At 66.8% G+C, this 19,148-nt stretch carries 20 protein-coding genes, 1 tRNA gene and 1 other RNA gene; 12 read left to right on the top strand and 10 right to left on the bottom strand.

Annotated elements, in window-relative coordinates; all coding sequences use genetic code 11:
- Nucleotides 1–53: 53 nt before the first annotated feature.
- From epsC to msrA, 3 genes are all read right to left on the bottom strand, one after another.
- Nucleotides 54–638, bottom strand: coding sequence for a serine O-acetyltransferase EpsC (gene epsC / locus ACJJV6_RS19105; RefSeq protein WP_009372911.1), 585 nt, complete (start codon nt 636–638; stop codon nt 54–56).
- Between the two features lie 39 nt (nt 639–677).
- Nucleotides 678–1,613 (bottom strand): cysteine synthase A, encoded by a 936-nt coding sequence (gene cysK, locus ACJJV6_RS19100; RefSeq protein ID WP_407709581.1) that lies wholly within the window; start codon nt 1,611–1,613, stop codon nt 678–680.
- Between the two features lie 64 nt (nt 1,614–1,677).
- Nucleotides 1,678–2,202: a peptide-methionine (S)-S-oxide reductase MsrA gene (gene msrA / locus ACJJV6_RS19095; RefSeq protein ID WP_133351754.1), complete on the bottom strand. Its 525-nt coding sequence runs from the start codon at nt 2,200–2,202 to the stop codon at nt 1,678–1,680.
- Nucleotides 2,203–2,302: 100 nt separating this feature from the next.
- Between msrA and ACJJV6_RS19090 the strand changes: the two genes are divergently transcribed.
- Entirely contained in the window at nt 2,303–3,226 is a 924-nt protein-coding gene (locus tag ACJJV6_RS19090; protein ID WP_407709580.1) for a Nif3-like dinuclear metal center hexameric protein, read from the top strand.
- Nucleotides 3,227–3,312: 86 nt separating this feature from the next.
- On the top strand, nt 3,313–4,050 hold the full coding sequence (locus ACJJV6_RS19085; RefSeq protein WP_407709579.1) for a zinc ribbon domain-containing protein: 738 nt from the start codon (nt 3,313–3,315) through the stop codon (nt 4,048–4,050).
- A 12-nt stretch (nt 4,051–4,062) separates the two neighbouring features.
- On the opposite strand, the gene ACJJV6_RS19080 is transcribed toward ACJJV6_RS19085, so the two are convergent.
- Complete coding sequence (locus ACJJV6_RS19080) at nt 4,063–4,827, bottom strand: YaaA family protein (protein ID WP_009372906.1); 765 nt, start codon at nt 4,825–4,827, stop codon at nt 4,063–4,065.
- 56 nt (nt 4,828–4,883) lie between these two features.
- Between ACJJV6_RS19080 and rnpB the strand changes: the two genes are divergently transcribed.
- From rnpB to ACJJV6_RS19055, 5 genes are all read left to right on the top strand, one after another.
- Nucleotides 4,884–5,273, top strand: an RNA gene (gene rnpB / locus ACJJV6_RS19075) — RNase P RNA component class A.
- Nucleotides 5,274–5,316: 43 nt separating this feature from the next.
- Nucleotides 5,317–5,859: a TspO/MBR family protein gene (locus tag ACJJV6_RS19070; protein WP_407709578.1), complete on the top strand. Its 543-nt coding sequence runs from the start codon at nt 5,317–5,319 to the stop codon at nt 5,857–5,859.
- 246 nt (nt 5,860–6,105) lie between these two features.
- Nucleotides 6,106–7,584: a glyceraldehyde-3-phosphate dehydrogenase gene (locus tag ACJJV6_RS19065; RefSeq protein ID WP_083874976.1), complete on the top strand. Its 1,479-nt coding sequence runs from the start codon at nt 6,106–6,108 to the stop codon at nt 7,582–7,584.
- Nucleotides 7,585–7,655: 71 nt separating this feature from the next.
- Nucleotides 7,656–7,865, top strand: a complete 210-nt coding sequence (locus tag ACJJV6_RS19060; RefSeq protein WP_009372903.1) for a hypothetical protein — start codon at nt 7,656–7,658, stop codon at nt 7,863–7,865.
- 112 nt (nt 7,866–7,977) lie between these two features.
- Entirely contained in the window at nt 7,978–8,775 is a 798-nt protein-coding gene (locus tag ACJJV6_RS19055) for an HNH endonuclease family protein (RefSeq protein WP_407709577.1), read from the top strand.
- A gap of 31 nt (nt 8,776–8,806) precedes the next feature.
- Here the strand turns inward: ACJJV6_RS19055 and def are convergent, their stop codons facing one another.
- The 3 genes from def to orn all read right to left on the bottom strand — a co-directional run bounded on the left by def (nt 8,807) and on the right by orn (nt 10,333).
- Nucleotides 8,807–9,379, bottom strand: coding sequence for a peptide deformylase (gene def / locus ACJJV6_RS19050; protein WP_407709576.1), 573 nt, complete (start codon nt 9,377–9,379; stop codon nt 8,807–8,809).
- Between the two features lie 122 nt (nt 9,380–9,501).
- A tRNA-His gene (locus ACJJV6_RS19045) sits at nt 9,502–9,574 on the bottom strand.
- 129 nt (nt 9,575–9,703) lie between these two features.
- A complete protein-coding gene (gene orn, locus ACJJV6_RS19040; protein WP_407709575.1) occupies nt 9,704–10,333 on the bottom strand; it encodes an oligoribonuclease in 630 nt (209 codons plus the stop codon).
- 157 nt (nt 10,334–10,490) lie between these two features.
- Here orn and mptB point away from each other — a divergent pair, with 157 nt between their 5' ends.
- Nucleotides 10,491–12,047: a polyprenol phosphomannose-dependent alpha 1,6 mannosyltransferase MptB gene (gene mptB / locus ACJJV6_RS19035; protein WP_407709574.1), complete on the top strand. Its 1,557-nt coding sequence runs from the start codon at nt 10,491–10,493 to the stop codon at nt 12,045–12,047.
- Here mptB and ACJJV6_RS19030 read toward each other — a convergent pair.
- A complete protein-coding gene (locus tag ACJJV6_RS19030) occupies nt 12,044–12,754 on the bottom strand; it encodes a DNA alkylation repair protein (RefSeq protein ID WP_407709573.1) in 711 nt (236 codons plus the stop codon). The genes mptB and ACJJV6_RS19030 overlap by 4 nt on opposite strands.
- Before the next feature lie 81 nt (nt 12,755–12,835).
- Here ACJJV6_RS19030 and ACJJV6_RS19025 point away from each other — a divergent pair, with 81 nt between their 5' ends.
- Nucleotides 12,836–13,738, top strand: a complete 903-nt coding sequence (locus ACJJV6_RS19025) for an aldose 1-epimerase family protein (RefSeq protein WP_407709572.1) — start codon at nt 12,836–12,838, stop codon at nt 13,736–13,738.
- 27 nt (nt 13,739–13,765) lie between these two features.
- On the opposite strand, the gene ACJJV6_RS19020 is transcribed toward ACJJV6_RS19025, so the two are convergent.
- Nucleotides 13,766–14,548 carry an alpha/beta hydrolase gene (locus tag ACJJV6_RS19020; RefSeq protein ID WP_407709571.1) on the bottom strand — a complete coding sequence of 261 codons (783 nt, stop codon included), beginning with the start codon at nt 14,546–14,548 and terminating at the stop codon, nt 13,766–13,768.
- Nucleotides 14,545–15,618 carry a LacI family DNA-binding transcriptional regulator gene (locus ACJJV6_RS19015; protein WP_407709570.1) on the bottom strand — a complete coding sequence of 358 codons (1,074 nt, stop codon included), beginning with the start codon at nt 15,616–15,618 and terminating at the stop codon, nt 14,545–14,547. The genes ACJJV6_RS19020 and ACJJV6_RS19015 overlap by 4 nt, the downstream gene beginning before the upstream one ends.
- A 171-nt stretch (nt 15,619–15,789) precedes the next feature.
- Here ACJJV6_RS19015 and ACJJV6_RS19010 point away from each other — a divergent pair, with 171 nt between their 5' ends.
- The 3 genes from ACJJV6_RS19010 to ACJJV6_RS19000 are packed head-to-tail and all read left to right on the top strand — an operon-like array spanning nt 15,790 to nt 19,009.
- Nucleotides 15,790–16,959, top strand: a complete 1,170-nt coding sequence (locus tag ACJJV6_RS19010; protein ID WP_407709569.1) for a Gfo/Idh/MocA family protein — start codon at nt 15,790–15,792, stop codon at nt 16,957–16,959.
- Nucleotides 16,959–18,173 (top strand): dihydrodipicolinate synthase family protein, encoded by a 1,215-nt coding sequence (locus ACJJV6_RS19005; protein ID WP_407709568.1) that lies wholly within the window; start codon nt 16,959–16,961, stop codon nt 18,171–18,173. Before ACJJV6_RS19010 ends, ACJJV6_RS19005 begins: the two co-directional genes overlap by 1 nt.
- Nucleotides 18,170–19,009, top strand: a complete 840-nt coding sequence (locus ACJJV6_RS19000) for a sugar phosphate isomerase/epimerase family protein (protein WP_407709567.1) — start codon at nt 18,170–18,172, stop codon at nt 19,007–19,009. Before ACJJV6_RS19005 ends, ACJJV6_RS19000 begins: the two co-directional genes overlap by 4 nt.
- Nucleotides 19,010–19,148 lie beyond the last annotated feature (139 nt).

Here is a 19,148-nt window from a genome sequence, read left to right as displayed (position 1 = left end):
AACTGCCGGCCGTTACTGTTTGCCTTACGGGATGCCAGCAAAATGGCGGCAGGTCAGATCCGGTATTCGATGTCGTACTCGGCCGGGTCCACCGCGGGCTTGGTCTCCCGCTGCGCGTCGCGGTGCCGCCACTTGGCAGGAACACCGGTGACGATTGACTCCGGCGGCGCGTCCTTAACGACGACGGCGTTCGCGCCCACGGCGCTGTCCCGTCCAATGGTGATCGGTCCCAGGATCTTGGCCCCGGCGCCAATGGTGACGCGGTCGCCAATGGTGGGGTGCCGCTTGATGCGCGCCAGGGAGCGGCCGCCGAGGGTCACACCGTGGTACATCATGACGTCCTCGCCAATTTCGGCAGTCTCACCAATGACCACGCCCATGCCGTGGTCGATGAAGAACCGGCGGCCGATGGTGGCGCCCGGATGGATCTCGATGCCGGTCGCGAACCTGCCCAGCTGGGAGATCAGCCGGGCCGGGAACCGGAGGGCAGGATTCTGCCACAGCCGGTGCGTCAGCCGGTGGATCCAGATGGCATGCAGGCCGGAGTAAGCGAAAAAGTTCTCAAAAGAACCTCGAGCCGCCGGGTCATGGGACCGGGCGGCGTCGAGGTCTTCCTTCAGTCTTGCGAAAAAGCCCACAAAGTTCTTTCTACAGGAAACGGGCGGAAAGCGGCCTGATCAGCCCCGGATGTCGTCATAGAGCACGGTGGAGATGTAACGCTCGCCGAAGTCGCACACGACGGCGACGATCAGCTTGCCCTTGTTCTCGGGCCGCTTGGCCAGCTCCAGCGCGCCCCAGACAATGGCGCCCGAGGAGATGCCGCCCAGGATGCCTTCCTTGACGCCGAGGTCGCGGGCAACGCGCACGGAATCCTCCAGCGTGGCGTCGAGGACCTCGTCGTAGACGTTGGTGTCGAGGATTTCGGGGACAAAGTTGGCGCCGATGCCCTGGATCTTGTGCGGGCCGGGGGCGCCGCCGTTGAGGATGGCCGAGTCCTTGGGTTCGATGGCCACGATCTGGACGCCGGGCTTGCGCTCCTTCAGGACCTGTCCGACGCCGGTGACCGTTCCGCCGGTGCCGACGCCGGCAACGAAGATGTCCACCTCGCCGTCGGTGTCGGCCCAGACCTCTTCGGCCGTGGTGGTGCGGTGGATCTCCGGGTTGGCCTCGTTCGCGAACTGGCGCGCCCAGATGGCGTTCTCCGTGTTGGCAACGATTTCCTGGGCCTTCTCCACGGCACCGCGCATGCCTTCGGAGCCGGGGGTCAGGACGATCTCGGCACCGAAGGCGCGCAGCATGACCCGGCGCTCGGTGGACATGGTCTCGGGCATGGTGAGGATGACCTTGTAGCCGCGTGCAGCACCCACCATGGCCAGGGCGATGCCCGTGTTGCCGGAGGTGCCTTCCACGATGGTTCCGCCGGGCTTCAGGGCACCGGACTTCTCGGCGGCGTCGACGATGGCCACGCCGATACGGTCCTTGACGCTGTTGGCAGGGTTGTAGAACTCCAGCTTCACGGCGACGGTGGCTTCCAGCCCCTCGCTGAGCCGGTTGAGCCTGACCAGCGGAGTGCCGCCGACCAGCTGCGTTACATCGTCATAGATCCGTGCCATGTACATACGCCTATCTCTGAAGGGTGGATACTGAGGTCAGCCTAACGAGGCGGCGTAACCGTGGCTAAGCGTTAAGCCATGCAGAGTAATATTTCCTGGCCTTGGCCAGCTTGGGGTTGATGATCACCTGGCAGTACCCCTGCTCCGGATGCTTGGCGTAATAGTTCTGGTGGAACTCCTCTGCCACATAAAAGCGCGGAAGCCGGCTGACTTCGGTGACGATCGGATCCCGCCACAGCTCCTGGTTCCGTTCGATCGCCTCCTCGAACAGGATCTTCTCTTCCGTGGTTTCGTAGAACATCGACGAACGGTACTGCGTGCCGACGTCGTACCCCTGGCGGTTCAGGGTGGTGGGGTCATGGAGGGCGAAGAACATGTCAAGGATGACCTCGGCCGGGATGATGTCCTCGTCGAAGGTCACGGCCACAACCTCGGCATGGCCAGTGGTTCCGCTGCAGACGGAGTAATAGTCGGGGTGGGGGTCGTGCCCGCCGGTGTAGCCGGACACCACCGAGGTGACGCCCATGGTCTTCTGGTAGACAGCGTCAAGGCACCAAAAGCAGCCTCCGCCCAGAACAAAAGTTTTCATGACCTCTTCAATGGTTGGCGGGCCCGGATGATTCCCCTGCCGGCTGCGGTACCCGTCACGGTACGGGGCCGACCACGGCGGATGGGGTAAAACTAAGACTATGGAACCTGTGGACACCGACGTTACCGGCCCCGAAGACCACAACGACGGCGACGCCCCCTCGGACCCGGCGGCGGCCGGTACGGCGGAGGCTCCAAGCCTGGGCGACCTGCTGCTGGCGGTGGAGGAACTCTGGCCCGAATCCCTGGCCGAGGACTGGGACGAGGTGGGACTCGTTGCGGGCCACCCGTCCACTCCCGTCACCAAGGTGATGTTCGCGGTGGACCCTACGCTGGAGGTCATCGAGGAAGCCGTGGAGTGGGGCGCCGAACTCCTCATCACCCACCATCCGCTCCTCCTCAAGGGGGTCACCTCGGTTGCCGCCACCACGGCGAAGGGAAGGGCAGTCCACCGGCTCATCGAGTCGGGTACGGCACTCCTGACGGTGCACACCAACGGTGACTCCGCCGTCGGAGGCGTTTCTGACGTGCTGGCAGACGCCCTGGGACTCCGGGACGTGGCACCCCTGACCGTTGCCGCCAACGGGCTGCCGGAAGAGGGCATCGGCCGGGTCGGCGACCTGGCGGATGCCATGACCCTGGGTGAGTTCGCCGCCCGCGTCTTCGGGATCCTGCCGTCCGTGGCCGGCGGCGTCCGGGTGTCCGGCGACAAGGACGGCCTGGTGCGGCGCATCGCCGTCTGCGGCGGCGCGGGCGACTCGCTGCTCAACGAGGTCCGGGCCAGCAACGCGGATGTCTACGTCACGGCCGACCTCCGGCACCACCCCGCATCCGAAGCCCGGGAGTCGGCGCTGAACGGCCGGCCGTACCTCGTGGACGTCTCGCACTTCGCCAGCGAATGGCTCTGGCTGCCGGCTGCGGCAGCCGCCCTGGGCAACGTCCTCGCGGACCAGGGGCACGACGTCGAAATCCAGGTCAGCACCACCAACAGCGATCCGTGGGACTTCATACTCACTCCGGGCTAAGCCGGGGGAGCAGGCCACGCGCTAGAGTCAAGGAAGCGCCTGCAGGGTGCCCGGCTCCGGCCGGAAGGGATCAAGCGGAGGTAATAGTGGCGAAGGCAGCACCGGCGGAACAGTTGAAGTTGCTCGAACTGCAGGGGCTGGACGCCAGGCTTAAGTCGCTCGCCACCCGCCGCCGGGCGCTGGAGAACGATCCGCGGATCAAGGACCTCGAAGCCGCCCTCTCGGTTGCCAACGGCGAACTTGGCGCAGCCAAGGTGGCCGTCCACGACGCAGAATCCGAGTTGAAGCGTGCCGAGGCGGACGTGGAACAGGTGGCCACCCGCATCGAACGGGACGAGGCACGGCTCAACAGCGGCACCGGCCTGTCCAAGGACCTGGTGGCCCTCCAAAAGGACATTGCGTCGCTGAACAAGCGCCGCTCCGACCTGGAGGACGTGGAGCTGGAAATCCTGGAAAGGCTGGACGCCCTCAGGGCCCGCCAGGCAGCCCAGCAGGTCATCGTGGACGATATCCAAGGTTCTTTCGGCGGTATCCGCGCCGAGCTGGATGAGGCCATCGCCGGGGTCGACGCGGAAGCCGCCGGGGTCCGGGCCAGGCGGGATGAATTCGCGCAGGGACTCGACGCCCCACTGCTTGCCGTCTACGAGAAGACGCTCGCGAAGCGGGGCGTCGGCGCTGCCCGGCTGTTCCACGGAACGTCGGAGGCTTCCGGCATGAAGCTCAGCCCCGGCGACCTCGCCGAGATCAAGGCAGCCTCCGCGGACGACATCGTCTTCTGCCCCGACTCCGGCGCCATCCTGGTGCGTTCGGAGGAGTGGGCCTGACCTGCCGGGCTTTCAGTCCTGCAGGATGATGTTCAGGGCGTGCGGCTTCCGCGCCGATCCCGCAACCAGCTCCGCATCCCATTTCTCCCGTGCCGCGCCCAGAAGCTGTTCGGGGCTGGCAGGAGCCTTCCCGCGACGGACCAGCAGGTGGCGTGCGAGCTCACCACGGGTGTGCTTGGCGAAGTGGCTGACCACCTTGCGCACGCCGCCGGTCTCCGTGAAGACATTGACCGCGACCGTCCGGGCAGGGGGCGGGGTCCACGCGGCTGCGTAGGTGCTGGACCTGCAGTCCACCAGCAGGTGGCCCTCCACCGCCCCGCCGAGTGCGTCCGCCAGGAGCGGCTTCCAGAACGGGGCGAGCCGGCCGACGTCGGGCAGTGCAGTCCCCATTGAGAGCCGGTAGGCAGGGACGCTGTCGCCGAAACGCAACGCTCCCCACAGCGCCGAAATGACCAGCACCGATTCGTCTGCCTTGCGGCGCTGGGCCGGGGTGAGGCTCCGGTAGCCGAGGGCGTCGTACAGGACGCCGGAATAGATCGTGTGTGCCGGTGCCGCCGGCTCCGCGTGGAGCCGGGTGTTGCGGCGGACGTCGTCGCTCAGCGATGCTCCCACCCCCAGGAGCGCAAGGGCGTCCTCGTGCGCGCTGACGGTCCCCAGCGCCTCGAGGACTTTGGCGCGGTAGGGGTTGAGGGCGGGGAAGCCCAGGGACTGCCAGTCGACGGCGGCACCGCGGACTGCCGGCGTCTTGCCTTCGGAGGGGGGAAGCAGAATAAGCACCGTCCGATCCTACCGGCGGCGGAAAGGACGCCCCGCGCCGGTAGACTGGTTGAGGATGGGACAGCCAGACGGCCGCGCGCCACGCAAGTGGCTCGAGGAACGTCCGGGCTCCACAGGGCAGGGTGGTGGGTAACGCCCACTCGGGGTAACCCGCAGGCAAGTGCCACAGAGAACAGACCGCCCGCATCCTTTGTCCGTGGACGGGGGAGCGCGGGTAAGGGTGAAACGGTGGTGTAAGAGACCACCAGCTTCCCGGGTGACCGGGAAGGCTAGGTAAACCCCACCCGGAGCAAGGCCAGACAGGACACGTTTGAGGGCTGCCCGCCCGAGTGTCCGGGTAGGCCGCTGGAGGGTACCGGCAACGGTACTCGTAGATGGATGGCCGTCGCTCCACTTCCGGCAACGGAAGCGGGGAACAGAACCCGGCGTATCGGCTGTCCCGTCCATCAACCGGTTTGACCTTGGAAGTTTTGTTGGTGATCCTGAACCGTGCCCGCAAATACTGATCGCCACCCGGACAGCCAACCGGCCCGGGGTGCCACTCCCGGCCGCGCCAGGCAGGCGCTTGCCCTGCTGGGCTTCCTGGCCCTTTCCCTGGCCGCGTGGGCGCTGGCCTCGGTTCCCATCATCCTGCATTCGCCCGGCTGGTTCGCGGAGTCAGTCAAGGCGCCCTGGATGCCACCGGGATGGATGTTCCGGTCCATGTGGATCGCGCTCTACATCGGCGTCGCCGTTGCCGCCTGGCTGGTCTGGCGGAAAGGTGCCCTGACCAGGGGGACGCTGGCCTGCTATATCGTCCAGCTGGTGCTTAATGCAGGGTGGCCGCTGACGTTCTTCGGACTGTATCCCGTCCTGGGGACCGCTGCCCTGTGGGTCGCGTTCGCCGTCATCGCCGGCCTGGCAGTGACCCTGGTCTTCCTGATCATGCGGTTCGGACCGGTCAACACAGGTGCCGGGTTACTGGTGCTGCCCTACTTCTCCTGGGTGGTCTTTTCCGCCAGCCTCAACCTCTATTCGGCCCTGCACAATTAGCTTGCCCGGCCGTGTGAGTGATTTCACGCGCCTGCAGCCTGTTGCGGGGCGCGGGCCAATTTAGAATGGATAGCGGACGTAGGGGTTCTTCCGCCGGGAGTTGCGTTCGCAGCCGGCGGTTTTTCTTTGCACACGATCCATGCGCCTGGGGGCCGAACCCTGCAGGCGTGGGTGCCCCTGGACATCATCCGGTGGCCGACATCCGCGTACGAGGACGTATGCGGCTGAACCGAGGAAGGTATTTCTGTGAGCCAGACGTCAGATTCTTGTCTTGATACATGGATGGGCCGGGAGGCCCTCGCCGAGGCCATGATTCCGGTGATCGGCCGGCTTTACCGCGAAAACAACGTGGTGACCAGCATCCATGGCCGGAGCCTGATCAACAAGTCCACCATGAACATCCTCAAGGCGCACCGCTTCGCGCGCCGGATGAGCAAGGACGAATTGCTCCTTGAAGAGACTGCCCCGCTGCTGAACACCCTGGCCGGGCTTGAGCTGGGCGCGGCTGCGATCGACATTGCCCGCCTGAACCAGAAGTTCAAGGAAGAGGGCGACGGCGCCACCCTGGAGGAGTTCCTCCGTGCCGAGCTCGCCGAGATCGTGGGCAAGCGCGGCGCTGACGAGCGCACCAGCACTGACGTGGTGCTGTACGGCTTTGGCCGGATCGGCCGGCTCCTGGCCCGCCTCCTGATCGAAAAGGCCGGTGGCGGCCATGGCCTGCGCCTGCGCGCCATTGTGGTCCGCCGCGGTTCCGACAACGACCTGGCCAAGCGCGCCAGCCTGCTGCGCCGCGACTCCGTGCACGGCTCCTTCGAAGGCACCATCCGCATCGACGAGGAAGCCAACACGATCACGGCCAACGGCGTCCGGATCCAGGTCATCTACTCGAACGATCCGGCAACCATCGACTACACCGCCTACGGCATCAGCAACGCCCTGGTGGTGGACAACACCGGCCGCTGGCGCGACGCCGAAGGCCTGTCCCAGCACCTGCAGAGCAAGGGTGTTGCACGGGTTCTGCTGACCGCGCCGGGCAAGGGCGAGCTGAAGAACATCGTCCACGGCATCAACCACGGAACCATCGAGGACACGGACACCATCGTCTCCGCGGCGTCCTGCACCACCAACGCCATCACCCCGGTCCTGAAGGCCCTCAACGACAAGTTCGGCGTGGTCCACGGCCACGTGGAAACCGTGCACTCCTTCACCAACGACCAGAACCTCATCGACAACTTCCACAAGGGCGACCGGCGCGGCCGCTCCGCCGCGCTGAACATGGTGATCACCGAGACCGGTGCTGCCAAGGCCGTCGCCAAGGCACTGCCGGAACTGCTGGGCAAGCTCACCGGCAGCTCCATCCGCGTTCCCACCCCGGACGTCTCCCTGGCCATCCTGAACCTGACACTCGAGAACGGGACCACCAAGGACGAGGTGAACAACTACCTCCGCGAGATGTCGCTGCACTCGGACCTGCGCAAGCAGATCGACTACATCGATTCCCCCGAGGTGGTCTCCACCGACTTCGTCGGTTCCCGCCGCGCCGGCATCGTGGACGGCCTGGCGACCGTCTCCACCGACAAGAACCTCGTGGTCTACGTCTGGTACGACAACGAATTCGGCTACAGCTGCCAGGTGGTCCGCGTGATGGAAGAGATGGCCGGCGTCAACCCGCCGTCCTACCCCGCCAAGGAAAGCGCCAAGGCGCTGGCGGCCATCGCCGTCTAGCCATTCGCGGGTCACGCTAATTCCCGGCTGGTTCTCTGGAATCAGCCGGGAATCGGGACCACACTAATGGCATGGAAAAAGATTCGACGCTCCAGCACGACACCACCCTGGAACACGCACTCGACGTCGCCAAGGCAAACCACAAGGAAGCCGTCCGGCTCCTTGAGCGGGCACGTGCGGCACACCAGGCAGGCGACGTCGGCGAGGACAGGGTACGCCAGCTCGAGGGCCTCCTGGCCATTGCCGAAGAGGACCTGCGGCGGGTGATGCGGGAGCAGTAACCGCTCCACCCGATCCGTCACCTGCCCTCCACACTGTGGAAAACGGCGAGGTGGAGTTCTCGCTGCCCTAGGCTCGTGGGGTGCAGGACGTCAGCCGCCGGCAGGGAAAGCCGTGACCGTGAGCTGGTCCACCTACCGGCGGGCCCGCCGCCGCTCGCGCCAAGCGTGGGTCATTCTGGCACTGGCCGCGGTTTCCATCGTTGGGGGCCTTGCCTGGTTCTTTAGCGCGGGCCAGTTCGCCCTCGCGGAACCGGCGCCGGCAGGTCCTTCCGAGGCCCCCGTCTTCGATCCCGCGTGGATGAAGCCGGTGGCAGCCGTCCACCCGGTCCCCGGCGGACGTGCGCTTGACGCTTTGGACACGCTGCCGGTCAAGGGCCGGGCAGCGAAGGGCGGCTACGACCGGGAAGCCTTCGGCCAGGCCTGGTCCGACGTGGACCGGAACGGCTGCGATACCCGCAACGACATCCTCCGCCGCGACCTGGCGGACGTTGTCTTCGCCGAAGGTTCCAGGTGCCGGGTCTCGGCCGGCCGCTTCCATGAGCCCTACACCGGCCAGCACGTCGGTTTCCGCCGCGGCCAGGACAGCAGCAGGGCTGTGCAGGTGGACCACGTTGTTGCCCTGGCGGACGCCTGGCAAAAGGGCGCCCAGCAGTTGACTCCCGGGCAGCGCCAGAGCCTCGCCAATGACCCCTTGAACCTCATCGCCGCGGACGGGCCGGCCAACCAGCAGAAAAGCGCTGGCGACGCCGCCACCTGGCTTCCTGCAAACAAGTCCATCAGGTGCCATTACGTGGCACGGCAGATTTCCGTGAAGGCCGCCTACGGCCTCTGGGTAACCGGCGCGGAGAAGGACGCGATGAAGCGCGTCCTCGGCTCCTGTCCGGACCAGCAGACGGTGCGGGCCCGCTGACAGCCGCTGCGTGCCTGGAGGCAGCGGCCGGCTAGTGTCCGAACGGGTCCGGATCCACTCCCGGCATCCAGGTCAGGCCGGGCACGCCCCAGCCGTTCTTCTTGGCCTGTTTCATCGCCTTGCGGGAGTAGCGGTCCATGAGACGGTTGACGTAGAGCTTTCCGTCCAGGTGGTCGTATTCGTGCTGGATGACCCTGGCGAACCAGCCGGTGGCCTCGAACTTCACCGGCTCCCCGAATCCGTCGAAGCCTTCAACCCGGGCCCATTCGGCACGCTTGAGCGGATACACCTCCCCGGGAAAGGACAGGCAGCCCTCTTCTTCCTCGTCCGGGTCCGGAGCGGCGCCGGAGATTTTGGACAGCGTCAGGACCGGGTTGACCAGGACACCGGTGGGTGGAGCGCCGTCGTCGTTTGCGTACTTGTAGACAAAGATCCGCTTACCGACGCCGATCTGGGGGGCCGCGAGGCCTACGCCGTTGGCTGCATCGTTGGTTTCAAACATGTCGGCGATTAAGGCGCGCAGGTCGTCGTCGAACACCTCAACCTCGGAGGCCCGGCGGTGCAGCACGGGTTCTCCCCAGATGGTGATTGGCAGAACGGTCATGTCAGTGGTCCTTCGGCTTGCGGCCCTGGCCGGGGCCTGGGGCGATGCTGCAACAACAAAGGAGGCCGTACCGGATATCCGGTACGGCCTCCTTCTTGGACGGCTACCTGCCGTCCTGTGAGGGTGAGCGACGGGGGTTGAACCCGCGACCTCCTGGACCACAACCAGGCGCTCTGCCAACTGAGCTACGCCCACCATGTTTCCCGCAGAAAGACCGGCTTCCCGGCCCCCTGGAAAGGCAACTCAAATAGCTTACCTGCTCTTCAGGGGTGCTTTGTCCACTTTTGGCCTTTTCGGGAAAAATTCCTGCAAACGTGGCGCAGATTACGCTTCCGGGAGCCTGGCCGTTTCCGCTGCCGTGATGCGGCGGGCAATCTGCTGGGCCGTCACGCTGTCCGGACCCGGGGAGGGGACGAACACGGCCTCGCGGTAGTAACGGAGTTCGTCGATGGAATCCTTGATGTCCCCCAGGGCCCGGTGGCCGCCCTTTTTGGCGGGGGACTGGAAGTAGGCACGCGCGTACCAGCGGCGGGACAGTTCCTTGATGGTGCTGACGTCGATGACCCGGTAGTGCAGGTGTTCCACCACGGCTGGCATGTCCCGGGAAAGGAACACCCGGTCAGTCCCTACCGAGTTGCCGCCCAGCGGAGCCTTCCGCGGGTCCGGCACCCATTCCGCGATGTACTCCATCACTGCCGCCTCTGCCTCGGCCATGGTCTTTCCGAACGGAAGCTCCTTCAGCAGGCCGGACTTGGTATGCATATCCCGGACGAAATCGTTCATCTGGGCAAGAGCGGCATCGTCCGGCTTAATGACCACATCCACGCCGTCACCAAGGACGTTCAGTTCAGAATCGGTGACCAGGGCCGCCACCTCGATCAGGGCGTCGTTCTTGATGTCCAAACCGGTCATTTCGCAGTCGATCCAGACGATTCGTTCGTTAGAGATAGGCACCGGACCAGCCTACCGTTACACCTCCCGGCATCCGGCCGGTGCTAGGATTTCGGTACGCGGCGGGTCGCCCTGCTGTCGGACGAAAAGCGCCCCCGGACGGCTGTGCTGCCTGCCGGGCACAAGCCGCGCACACGCAAAAAGATTGGACGATCCTGAGATGACGGCGCCTTTGCCCGCGGCGGGGGAGTTGGCGGCCGCCGCCACCGCCGGAGCGGGCACCGCCGGAATGGACAATCCCCGCTTCCCGCTCCTGGCCGGCTTCATCGGTTCCATGTTCCTGCTGGTCGGCTCGCTGGGCGTGGGCTGGCTCGCCCCCGTCTCGGAGCTGCGCCGGATGCCCCTGTTCATCTGGATGCGCGCCGAGGCAGCCGGAGTGGCCCTCTCCATCGTGCTGCTGGCCGTGGGGGCCATGCTGCTGGTGCGGGCCTGGCTGCGGCTGGGGCAGATCGTCCACGTCTGGGGGGCCGAGGCGCGCAGCGCCACCCTGAAGGCTGTGGTGGCGTGGGGGCTGCCCATGATGTTCTGCGTGCCTCTGTTCAGCCGTGACGTCTATGCGTACATCGGCCAGGGCCGGCTCATGGTGGAAGGCTTCAACCCGTACGAGAACGGCATCTCGGCGCTGTCCAACTACTTCCAGCTGGGCGCGGACAAGATGTGGACGGAAGCACCCGTTCCCTACGGCCAGCTGTTCCTGTGGATTGAGCAGCTGGTGGTGTGGTCCACGAACGTCCAGCCGGAAGCCAGCGTGATGCTGTTCCGGCTGGTGGCGGTGGCCGGCGTCATCCTCTGCGTCATCTACGTGCCCAAACTTGCCGAACTGCACGGGATCAACCCGCACCGCGCCCTGTGGCTGACCGCCGCGAACCCGCTCTTCCTGACCAACTTCATCGCCAGCGTCCACAATGATGCGCTGATGATCGGCCTGGCTCTGGCCGGGCTGTACTACTCGGCCACCCGGCGGGCCATCCGGGGCATCGTGCTGGTTACCCTGTCCATCGCGGTCAAACCCATCACCATCGTGTTCCTCCCGTTCATCGGCCTGCTCTGGGCCGGCCGGGAGGCGGGCTGGGCGCGGAAGTTCGTGTTCTGGGCCCTGACCGGCGGGCTGAGCCTGGCCCTGCTGACCCTCATGGCCCTGGTCAACGGCTTCGGTTTTGGCTGGATCAGCGGGCTCTCCGCCCCCGGCAGCATCTCCATCTGGTACGCGCCCGTCGGGCTCATCGGAATGGTGGTGGCCTCGCTGGCCAACTCCTTCGGCTTTGACGGATCCGTGCCGGCCGGCTGGGTTTTCAATGCCGGAAAGCTGCTGGCTGTGGCTGTCGTCTGCTGGCAGATTTTCCGGGGCGACTATGACCGTCTCATGCGGCGCCTTACGCTGGCGCTCGCTGCCGTGGTGCTGCTGGCCCCCATCATCCAGGCATGGTACGTGGTGTGGCTCATCCCGCTGTTTGCCGTCACCGGCATCCGCAATGACTGGCAGGTCAAGGCACTCTACTTTGTGGTGTCCTTCTTCATGATCTACGCCATCTCCGACCAGCTGGAGGTCTTCCCCTACCTGCAGACCGAGGACCTCGGTTTCGCGCTCGCCCTGGCCCGGGTTGCCGCGGCGGTGACCGGGCTGCTGTTCGGGCTTTACCTGATCTTCTGGGATCCGCAAACCAAGCGGCTGTTCCGCAAAGCCGGCGGGCCCGTCGTCGAGCGTCCCGTGATCTAGGCCGGACTTTCCTGCCCGATCCGCCGCAGGGCCTCCCTGCGGGACAACGGGCTCATCCGGGACGCGTGTGCGGCAACGAAGGCCGCCACCCATGCCGGCGCCGTCTTCGCGTACTCCCGCAGCGCCCAGCCGATCGCCTTGCGGATGAAGAACTCGGGGTCGGCCAGGTTCGCTTCGATAACCTCCGCGAGCAGTGCGGCGTCGGTGGCGTCCTTGGCCTTGAGCTGGGCAGTGATGGAAGCCCGCCTGATCCAAAAATCGGGGTCCCTGCTCCAGCTGCGGAGCACTGCCGACATCTCCGGCCGGTGTGCCTGCAGCAGCCCGCAGAGCCGTCCGGACACCCCATCCGTGAAATCCCACCACGCCCCGCTCCGGATGATCTCCTCATATACCGGGAGCATCTGCAGGTCCCCGGCCACCAGCCGGCCTCCGGTCAGGTCGATGGCTGCGTACCGCTCCTCCCGGACGCCCGCGGTGCGCCACAACTCCAGTACGGTGGCGCGGAGTTGCCCGGGTGCGGTAAAGGGTGCGGCCGCAACAGCTGACGCCACCACCTTGCGGACCTCCGGCACCCGCACCCCCAGCGCCGGCTCGCTGGACTTCATGTAGGCCTGCATGCCGGCTGCCCGGACGGGATCTGCCCGCTCCCGAAGGGCGTTGTGGATCAGGCGGAGGACAGCCTCGTTTTTCCTTTCCCCGGTGCCCATGTCCGCCACTCTAACGTGCAGGTCACCCGAAGGGTTGCGATAAGCTGGTGAGCGCTAACATCCTATTTTCCGGAGCTCACTTTGGCCGCTACTGAATTCACCATCGCCTCGGGCCCCTACACGGCCCTGATCACCGCACGCGGGGGAGCGCTCCGCAGCTTACGGCACCTCGGGCGGGACCTTGTGGTCGGCTTCGCCGCTGACGGCCCCATTCCCGACTACCGCGGCGTCATCTGTGCACCGTGGCCCAACCGCCTCGAGGATGGAAAGTACACCTACGCCGGACAGGATTACGAGGCGCCAGTGAATGAGCCGGAGAGGGGGTCGGCGCTCCACGGCCTGGCCACGGACCAGGTATGGAAAGTCCTGGCCGCCGGCGGAAGTGAAGTGACCCTGGGTTTCCGCGTGGAACCAGGACCGGCATTCCCTTCTCAACTGGACCTGACGGCAACCTATGCCCTCTCGGCGGCCGGCCTGCACAGCACCGTGAAGGCCGTTAATACGGGCAAGGCCGCCGCGCCCTACGGTGTGTGCCCCCACCCCTACCTGGTGGCAGGGCCTGCGCCGCTGGACGACTGGGCACTCGAACTTCCCGCCGGCGAGTTCCTCGAGGTGACGCCGGACCGGTTGCTGCCCGTGGGGATGCGGAGCGTTGAACGGCATGCGTTCGACTTCCGCACGCCGCGCCGCGTCGGGCCACTGAAGATAGACCATGCCTTCACCGGCATCACCCGGGACAAGGATGGGCAGGCATGTGTACGGGTGACGGACCCGGCGGGAACGGGAGTGGAACTGGCCTGGGGCCCCGAGTGGCCGTGGGTCCAGGTCCACACCGCGGACAAGCCCGCGGGTCCGGACCGGCTGGGCCTTGCCGTGGAGCCGATGACCTGCCCGCCGGACGCCTTCAACTCGGGCCGGGACGTGGTGCACCTGCAGCCGGGCGGTTCCCACTCGGCGTCGTGGACCATCCGTGCCACCGGTTGACGGCGGCAGGCCGGCGGGCGTAAACCCCTAGTTTTTGGCGGCGGCTGCTGCCAGTGGCGCCGCTGCGGCCGGCCCCGCCCAGCCTGCCCGTGCCAGCCAGTCCGCGCAGAGGGAGGGCCACTGGGCCGTCCCCGGTTCTTCGCCCGCCAGGCCCAGCCCGTGGCGGCCCTGCGGAAAGACGTGCAGTTCCGCCGGGACGCCGGCTGCCATCAACGCGCCCGCATAGCGCAGGCTGTGGCTGACCGGCACCGCCGCGTCATCGGCGGTGTGCCAGAGGAACGCCGGCGGCGTCACGCTGCTGACGTGCAGGTCGGCGGACAGTGCTGCGAGGAGGTCCGACGGCGGCGCGCCGCCCAGGAGGTTGTCCACCGAACCCTGGTGCACTTCGTGCGTCAGGGACACGACGGGGTAGCAAAGGACGCTCAAGTCCGGGACGGCCGCGGGGACGTCCAGCCGTGGGCTGCCGGTGGCAGCCCCCGTGGAAAGGGTTGCAGCCAGGTGTCCGCCGGCGGAAAACCCGAGCACGCCCACCCGCTCCGGGTCCACGGCCAGGCCGTGAACACCGCTGCGGATGTACAGCATGGCCTCCTTGGCGTCTTCAAGGGGTGCCGGATGCCGGTCCGGTGCCACCCGGTAGCGCAGCACGAAGGCGTGGACGCCCAGCGAAGCCAGCCACTCCGCCACGGGCTCCGCCTCATGGTCCGCCTGCCTGGCGTACCCGCCGCCCGGAAGCACCAGGAACGCAGGCCTGGTGCCGCCCCCGCTTCCGGCCGCGGCCGGGACTAGTCTCAGGTCGATCGCCACGCTCATGCCGCCTCCGTGCTGCGGCGCAGCGTGACCTCGCCGGTGATGGGCTGCGGCGCGCTGTCGTCGTCGCCCGCCAGGGGCGCCGTGGCCCGGGTGGCGAGCCGGCCGATCTCCTCCAGCGGCAGGCTCACGGTGGAGAGTGCCGGACGGAAATCCCGCAGGGTCTCGATATCGTCAAAACCGGCAATGGCTGCGTCCCGCGGTATGCGCAGTCCTTCCGCCCGCAGTGCCGCTGCCGCTCCAATGGCCATGACGTCGTTCACGGCGAAGATGCACATCTTCGGGCCGGCCGGTTCCCCGGTTCCGGTGCTGCCGCCCTTGATCCGCGCTGCCAGCTTCAGGCCCGCCTCGTAGCCGCCGGCCCGGTTGAAGGAACTGCGCAGGATTTCCGCCGGCGCCCGCCCTGCCTTCGCCAGGCCCTCCTGGAAGCCGTGGATCCGGTCGTCAGAGGTCAGCAGCCCCTCCGGTCCGCCGATGATGACAAAGTCCCCGCCCCAGTGCGCGGCCAGTTCGGTGGCCAGCGCGCCGGCAAGTTCCTGGTTGGGTACGGCCACCACGTGGTATCCGTCCTGCGCCGAGGCGCCCACCACCGGATGCCCGACGACGGCCACGCGCCCGCCGTTGCGGCAGTACCTGTCCAGCTCCGCCGCCAGTTCCGCGTTGTCCTCCCGGTCCTCGGTCCGGGACGACCGCGAACCGGCGATCACGATGGAGTCGGCGCGCCGGGCGGCAAAGGCGGCCACGGCTTCCTTCTCCTCGGCGGGTGCGCCGCCGGTGGTGGCCAGCAGGACCATCTTGCGCTGCTCCCGGGCAGCCTCCTGCACCCCGCGGGCGATGGCGGCGAAGTAGGGGTCGGCAATGTCATGGACGATGAGGCCGATAAGGCCGGAGCTGGATTTGGCCAGGCCCTGGGCCTGGGCGTTGGGGATGTAGCCGAGCGAATCGGCCGCCTGGCGGACCCGGTCCGCGATGTCCTTGCCGGGCTTGCGTGCCGAGCCGTTGAGGACGCGCGATGCGGTAGCGGGGGATACCCCGGCGAGCCGGGCCACCTCGGTGAGGGTACTTGCAGCCACAGCATCTCCTGGGTGTCGTGGACCAAATTAAGCGGTTATCACATTATGGCGCAGAAACTTGTTGGCGGAAAGCGCTTGCCAACCAGCGGTGCGGCGTGCATCATTGAAGAAGTGGGAATGCGCTTTCCCAATACGACTTGAGTAAAACTGCTCACTCACCGTGGAGGACACATGGGCTTCGAAACGAAAACGATCCGCATCGCCATGAACGGCATCACCGGCCGGATGGGCTACCGCCAGCATCTGCTGCGGTCCATCCTTCCGATCCGTGATGCCGGCGGCTTCACCCTGGAGGACGGCACCCGGGTCCAGGTTGAGCCCATCCTGGTGGGACGCAACGAGGCCAAGATCCGCGAGCTCGCCGAAAAGCACAAGGTTGCCGAGTGGAGCACCGACCTCGACGCCGTCATCAACGATCCCACCGTGGATGTTGTCTTCGACGCGTCCATGACCAGCCTTCGCGCCGCAACCCTGAAGAAGGCGATGCAGGCGGGCAAGCACATCTTCACCGAAAAGCCCACCGCGGAAACCCTCGAGGAAGCCATTGAACTGGCCCGCATGGGCAAGGAAGCAGGCGTCACCGCAGGCGTCGTCCACGACAAGCTGTACCTGCCCGGCCTCGTCAAGCTCCGCCGCCTGGTGGACGAAGGCTTCTTCGGCCGGATCCTCTCCATCCGGGGCGAATTCGGCTACTGGGTCTTCGAAGGGGACATCCAGGCCGCGCAGCGCCCGTCCTGGAACTACCGCAAGGAAGATGGCGGCGGAATGACTACGGACATGTTCTGCCACTGGAACTACGTCCTGGAAGGCATCATCGGCAAGGTCAAGAGCGTCAACGCCAAGACCGCCACCCACATCCCCGCCCGCTGGGACGAGGCCGGCAAGGAATACAAGGCCACCGCGGACGACGCCTCCTACGGCATCTTCGAGCTGGAAACCCCGGGCGGCGACGAGGTCATCGGCCAGATCAACTCCTCCTGGGCCGTCCGGGTCTACCGTGACGAACTGGTGGAGTTCCAGGTGGACGGCACGCACGGCTCCGCCGTCGCCGGCCTGAACAAGTGCGTCGCCCAGCAGCGCGCCCACACCCCCAAGCCCGTCTGGAACCCAGACCTGCCCGTCACCGAATCCTTCCGTGACCAGTGGCAGGAAGTCCCGGCCAACGCCGAACTGGACAACGGCTTCAAGCTGCAGTGGGAAGAATTCCTGCGCGACGTCGTTGCTGGCCGCGAACACCGCTTCGGCCTGCTCTCCGCCGCCCGTGGTGTCCAGCTCGCCGAGCTCGGCCTGCAGTCCAACGACGAACGCCGCACCATCGACATCCCGGAGATCACCCTCTAATGACCTCGCTCATCCTTCCCTCCTCCGACGGCGGCACCCGCGAGTACCGCCTCCAGGGTGCCACCACGTGGGCCCGCCCCACCGCCCCGCTGACGGCCCGGCGCGCCTATGCCGCTGCGCACGTCATTCCCGAAGTCCTCGCCGACAACACCCCCGGGACCCCGGCCCGGCTCGACTGGGACGCCACCATGTCCTACCGGCACGAGCTGTGGTCCTACGGCCTGGGCGTCGCCGATGCCATGGACACCGCCCAGCGCGGCATGGGCCTGGACTGGGCGGCCACCCAGCAGCTCATCAAGCGCACCGGCGTGGAAGCTGCTTCGGTGGTCTCGGCCGGCAACGCAGCAACTGCCGGCAAGTCCGTGCGCGACCTCGTTGCGTGCGGTGCGGGCACCGACCAGCTGGACATCGACTCCCTTCCCGTCGGTGAAGCCGGCCTCAAGGCTGTCCTTGAGGCCTACCGCGAGCAGATCGCCGTCATCAGCGAGGCCGGGCCCAAGGTCATCCTCATGGCATCCCGAGCCCTGGCCAAGGTGGCCAGCGGCCCCGAGGACTATGTGAACGTGTACTCCACCCTGCTGCAGGAAGTGGATCAGCCCGTCATCCTGCACTGGCTGGGGACCATGTTCGATCCCGCGCTCGCCGGCTACTGGGGCTCTGACGATGTGCCCGCCGCAACCGAGACGTTCCTGAACCTCATCAAGGACAACGCGGACAAGGTTGACGGTGTGAAGGTCTCGCTGCTGGACGCCAGCCACGAGGTGGCCCTGCGTGCGGCCCTGCCCGACGGCGTCCGCCTCTACACCGGCGACGACTTCAACTACCCGGAACTCATCGACGGCGACGGCAGCCACCACTCGGACGCGCTGCTGGGCATCTTCGCGGCGATCTATCCGGCCGCCTCGGTGGCCCTGCAGAACTACGACGCCGGAAACGCCGCCAAGGCGCGGGAAATCCTTGACTCCACCCGCGAGCTGGGCAAGCACATTTTCAGCGCCCCCACGTTCTACTACAAAACCGGCATAGCCTTCATGTCCTGGCTCAACGGCAAGCAGCCCGGCTTCCAGATGGTGGGCGGCCTGCACTCCGGACGGTCCGTCTGCCACCTGGCCAAAACCTTCGAGCTGGCCGACCAGGCCGGTCTGCTGAAGGACCCCGCCCTGGCCGCCTTCCGGATGTCCGATTACCTGCGGATCAACGGAGTGGGAGTATGAGCGACTTTTCGCGCCTGTCCATCAACAGCGCCACCACCAAGAAATGGACCCTGGCGCAGGTCGTTGAGGGCTGCGTCAACGCCGGTATCCCCGCCATCGGCCCCTGGCGGGACCGCGTGGAGGAGGCCGGGCTGGACAAGGCCGCGCGCCTGATCAAGGACGCCGGGCTGCGGGTTTCCTCCCTCTGCCGGGGCGGCTTCCTCACGGCTGCCGACGCCGAAGGCCAGGCGGCCGCGCTCGCGGACAACCGGGCGGCCATCCTGGAAGCCGTTGCCCTGGACACCCGGGAGCTGTTCCTGGTGGTGGGCGGGCTGGCCCCGGGGGAGAAGGACGTGGTGGCCGCACGCCAGCGCGTGGCGGACCGCCTTGCCGACCTTGTCCCGTTCGCGGAGGAGAACGGTGTCCGCCTGGTGCTTGAGCCGCTGCACCCGATGTACGCCGCGGACCGTGCACTGATCTCCACCCTCGGCCAGGCGCTGGACCTCGCGGCCCCGTTCGACGCCTCTACGGTGGGCGTCGCCGTCGACACTTTCCATGTCTGGTGGGATCCGGAACTGAAGGCGCAGATCGAACGCGCCGGCCGCGAAAACCGGATCGCCTCCTATCAGGTGTGCGACTTCAACATGCCCATCGCCGCCGATCCGCTGCTCTCCCGCGGATACATGGGCGACGGCGTGGTGGACTTCGCCACCATCGGCACCTGGGTGCGCGACGCCGGCTACACCGGCGACATCGAAGTGGAAATCTTCAACCAGGAAATCTGGGACACGGACGGCAACACCGTCCTGTCCACGGTGAAGGAGCGCTACGCGGAGCTTGTCCTCCCGTTCGCCTGACATCGTCCGGATACCTGGCCAGACCGCGGGCTCCTGCTACGTCACGGCAGGAGCCTGCGCCCCACAGAAAAGACCCGGACCGCGCACGCAGCGCGGTCCGGGTCTTCTGTGTGGTGGAGCTGTCTTCTGTGTGGTGGAG

It is taken from the genome of Arthrobacter nitrophenolicus (genome assembly GCF_045833485.1).
Taxonomy (GTDB): domain Bacteria; phylum Actinomycetota; class Actinomycetes; order Actinomycetales; family Micrococcaceae; genus Arthrobacter; species Arthrobacter nitrophenolicus.
Note: the sequence above shows the minus strand (reverse complement) of the source record. Positions and strands in the feature narration are given on the sequence as shown.

What these genes read in the sequence shown, in the direction of transcription:
- cysK (WP_407709581.1), bottom strand. Translation starts at nt 1,613, where the DNA reads ATGGCACGGATCTATGACGATGTAACGCAGCTGGTCGGCGGCACTCCG.
- msrA (WP_133351754.1), bottom strand. Translation starts at nt 2,202, where the DNA reads ATGAAAACTTTTGTTCTGGGCGGAGGCTGCTTTTGGTGCCTTGACGCT.
- ACJJV6_RS19090 (WP_407709580.1), top strand. Translation starts at nt 2,303, where the DNA reads ATGGAACCTGTGGACACCGACGTTACCGGCCCCGAAGACCACAACGAC.
- ACJJV6_RS19060 (WP_009372903.1), top strand. Translation starts at nt 7,656, where the DNA reads ATGGAAAAAGATTCGACGCTCCAGCACGACACCACCCTGGAACACGCA.
- def (WP_407709576.1), bottom strand. Translation starts at nt 9,379, where the DNA reads ATGACCGTTCTGCCAATCACCATCTGGGGAGAACCCGTGCTGCACCGC.
- mptB (WP_407709574.1), top strand. Translation starts at nt 10,491, where the DNA reads ATGACGGCGCCTTTGCCCGCGGCGGGGGAGTTGGCGGCCGCCGCCACC.
- ACJJV6_RS19030 (WP_407709573.1), bottom strand. Translation starts at nt 12,754, where the DNA reads ATGGGCACCGGGGAAAGGAAAAACGAGGCTGTCCTCCGCCTGATCCAC.
- ACJJV6_RS19020 (WP_407709571.1), bottom strand. Translation starts at nt 14,548, where the DNA reads ATGAGCGTGGCGATCGACCTGAGACTAGTCCCGGCCGCGGCCGGAAGC.
- ACJJV6_RS19010 (WP_407709569.1), top strand. Translation starts at nt 15,790, where the DNA reads ATGGGCTTCGAAACGAAAACGATCCGCATCGCCATGAACGGCATCACC.
- ACJJV6_RS19005 (WP_407709568.1), top strand. Translation starts at nt 16,959, where the DNA reads ATGACCTCGCTCATCCTTCCCTCCTCCGACGGCGGCACCCGCGAGTAC.
- ACJJV6_RS19000 (WP_407709567.1), top strand. Translation starts at nt 18,170, where the DNA reads ATGAGCGACTTTTCGCGCCTGTCCATCAACAGCGCCACCACCAAGAAA.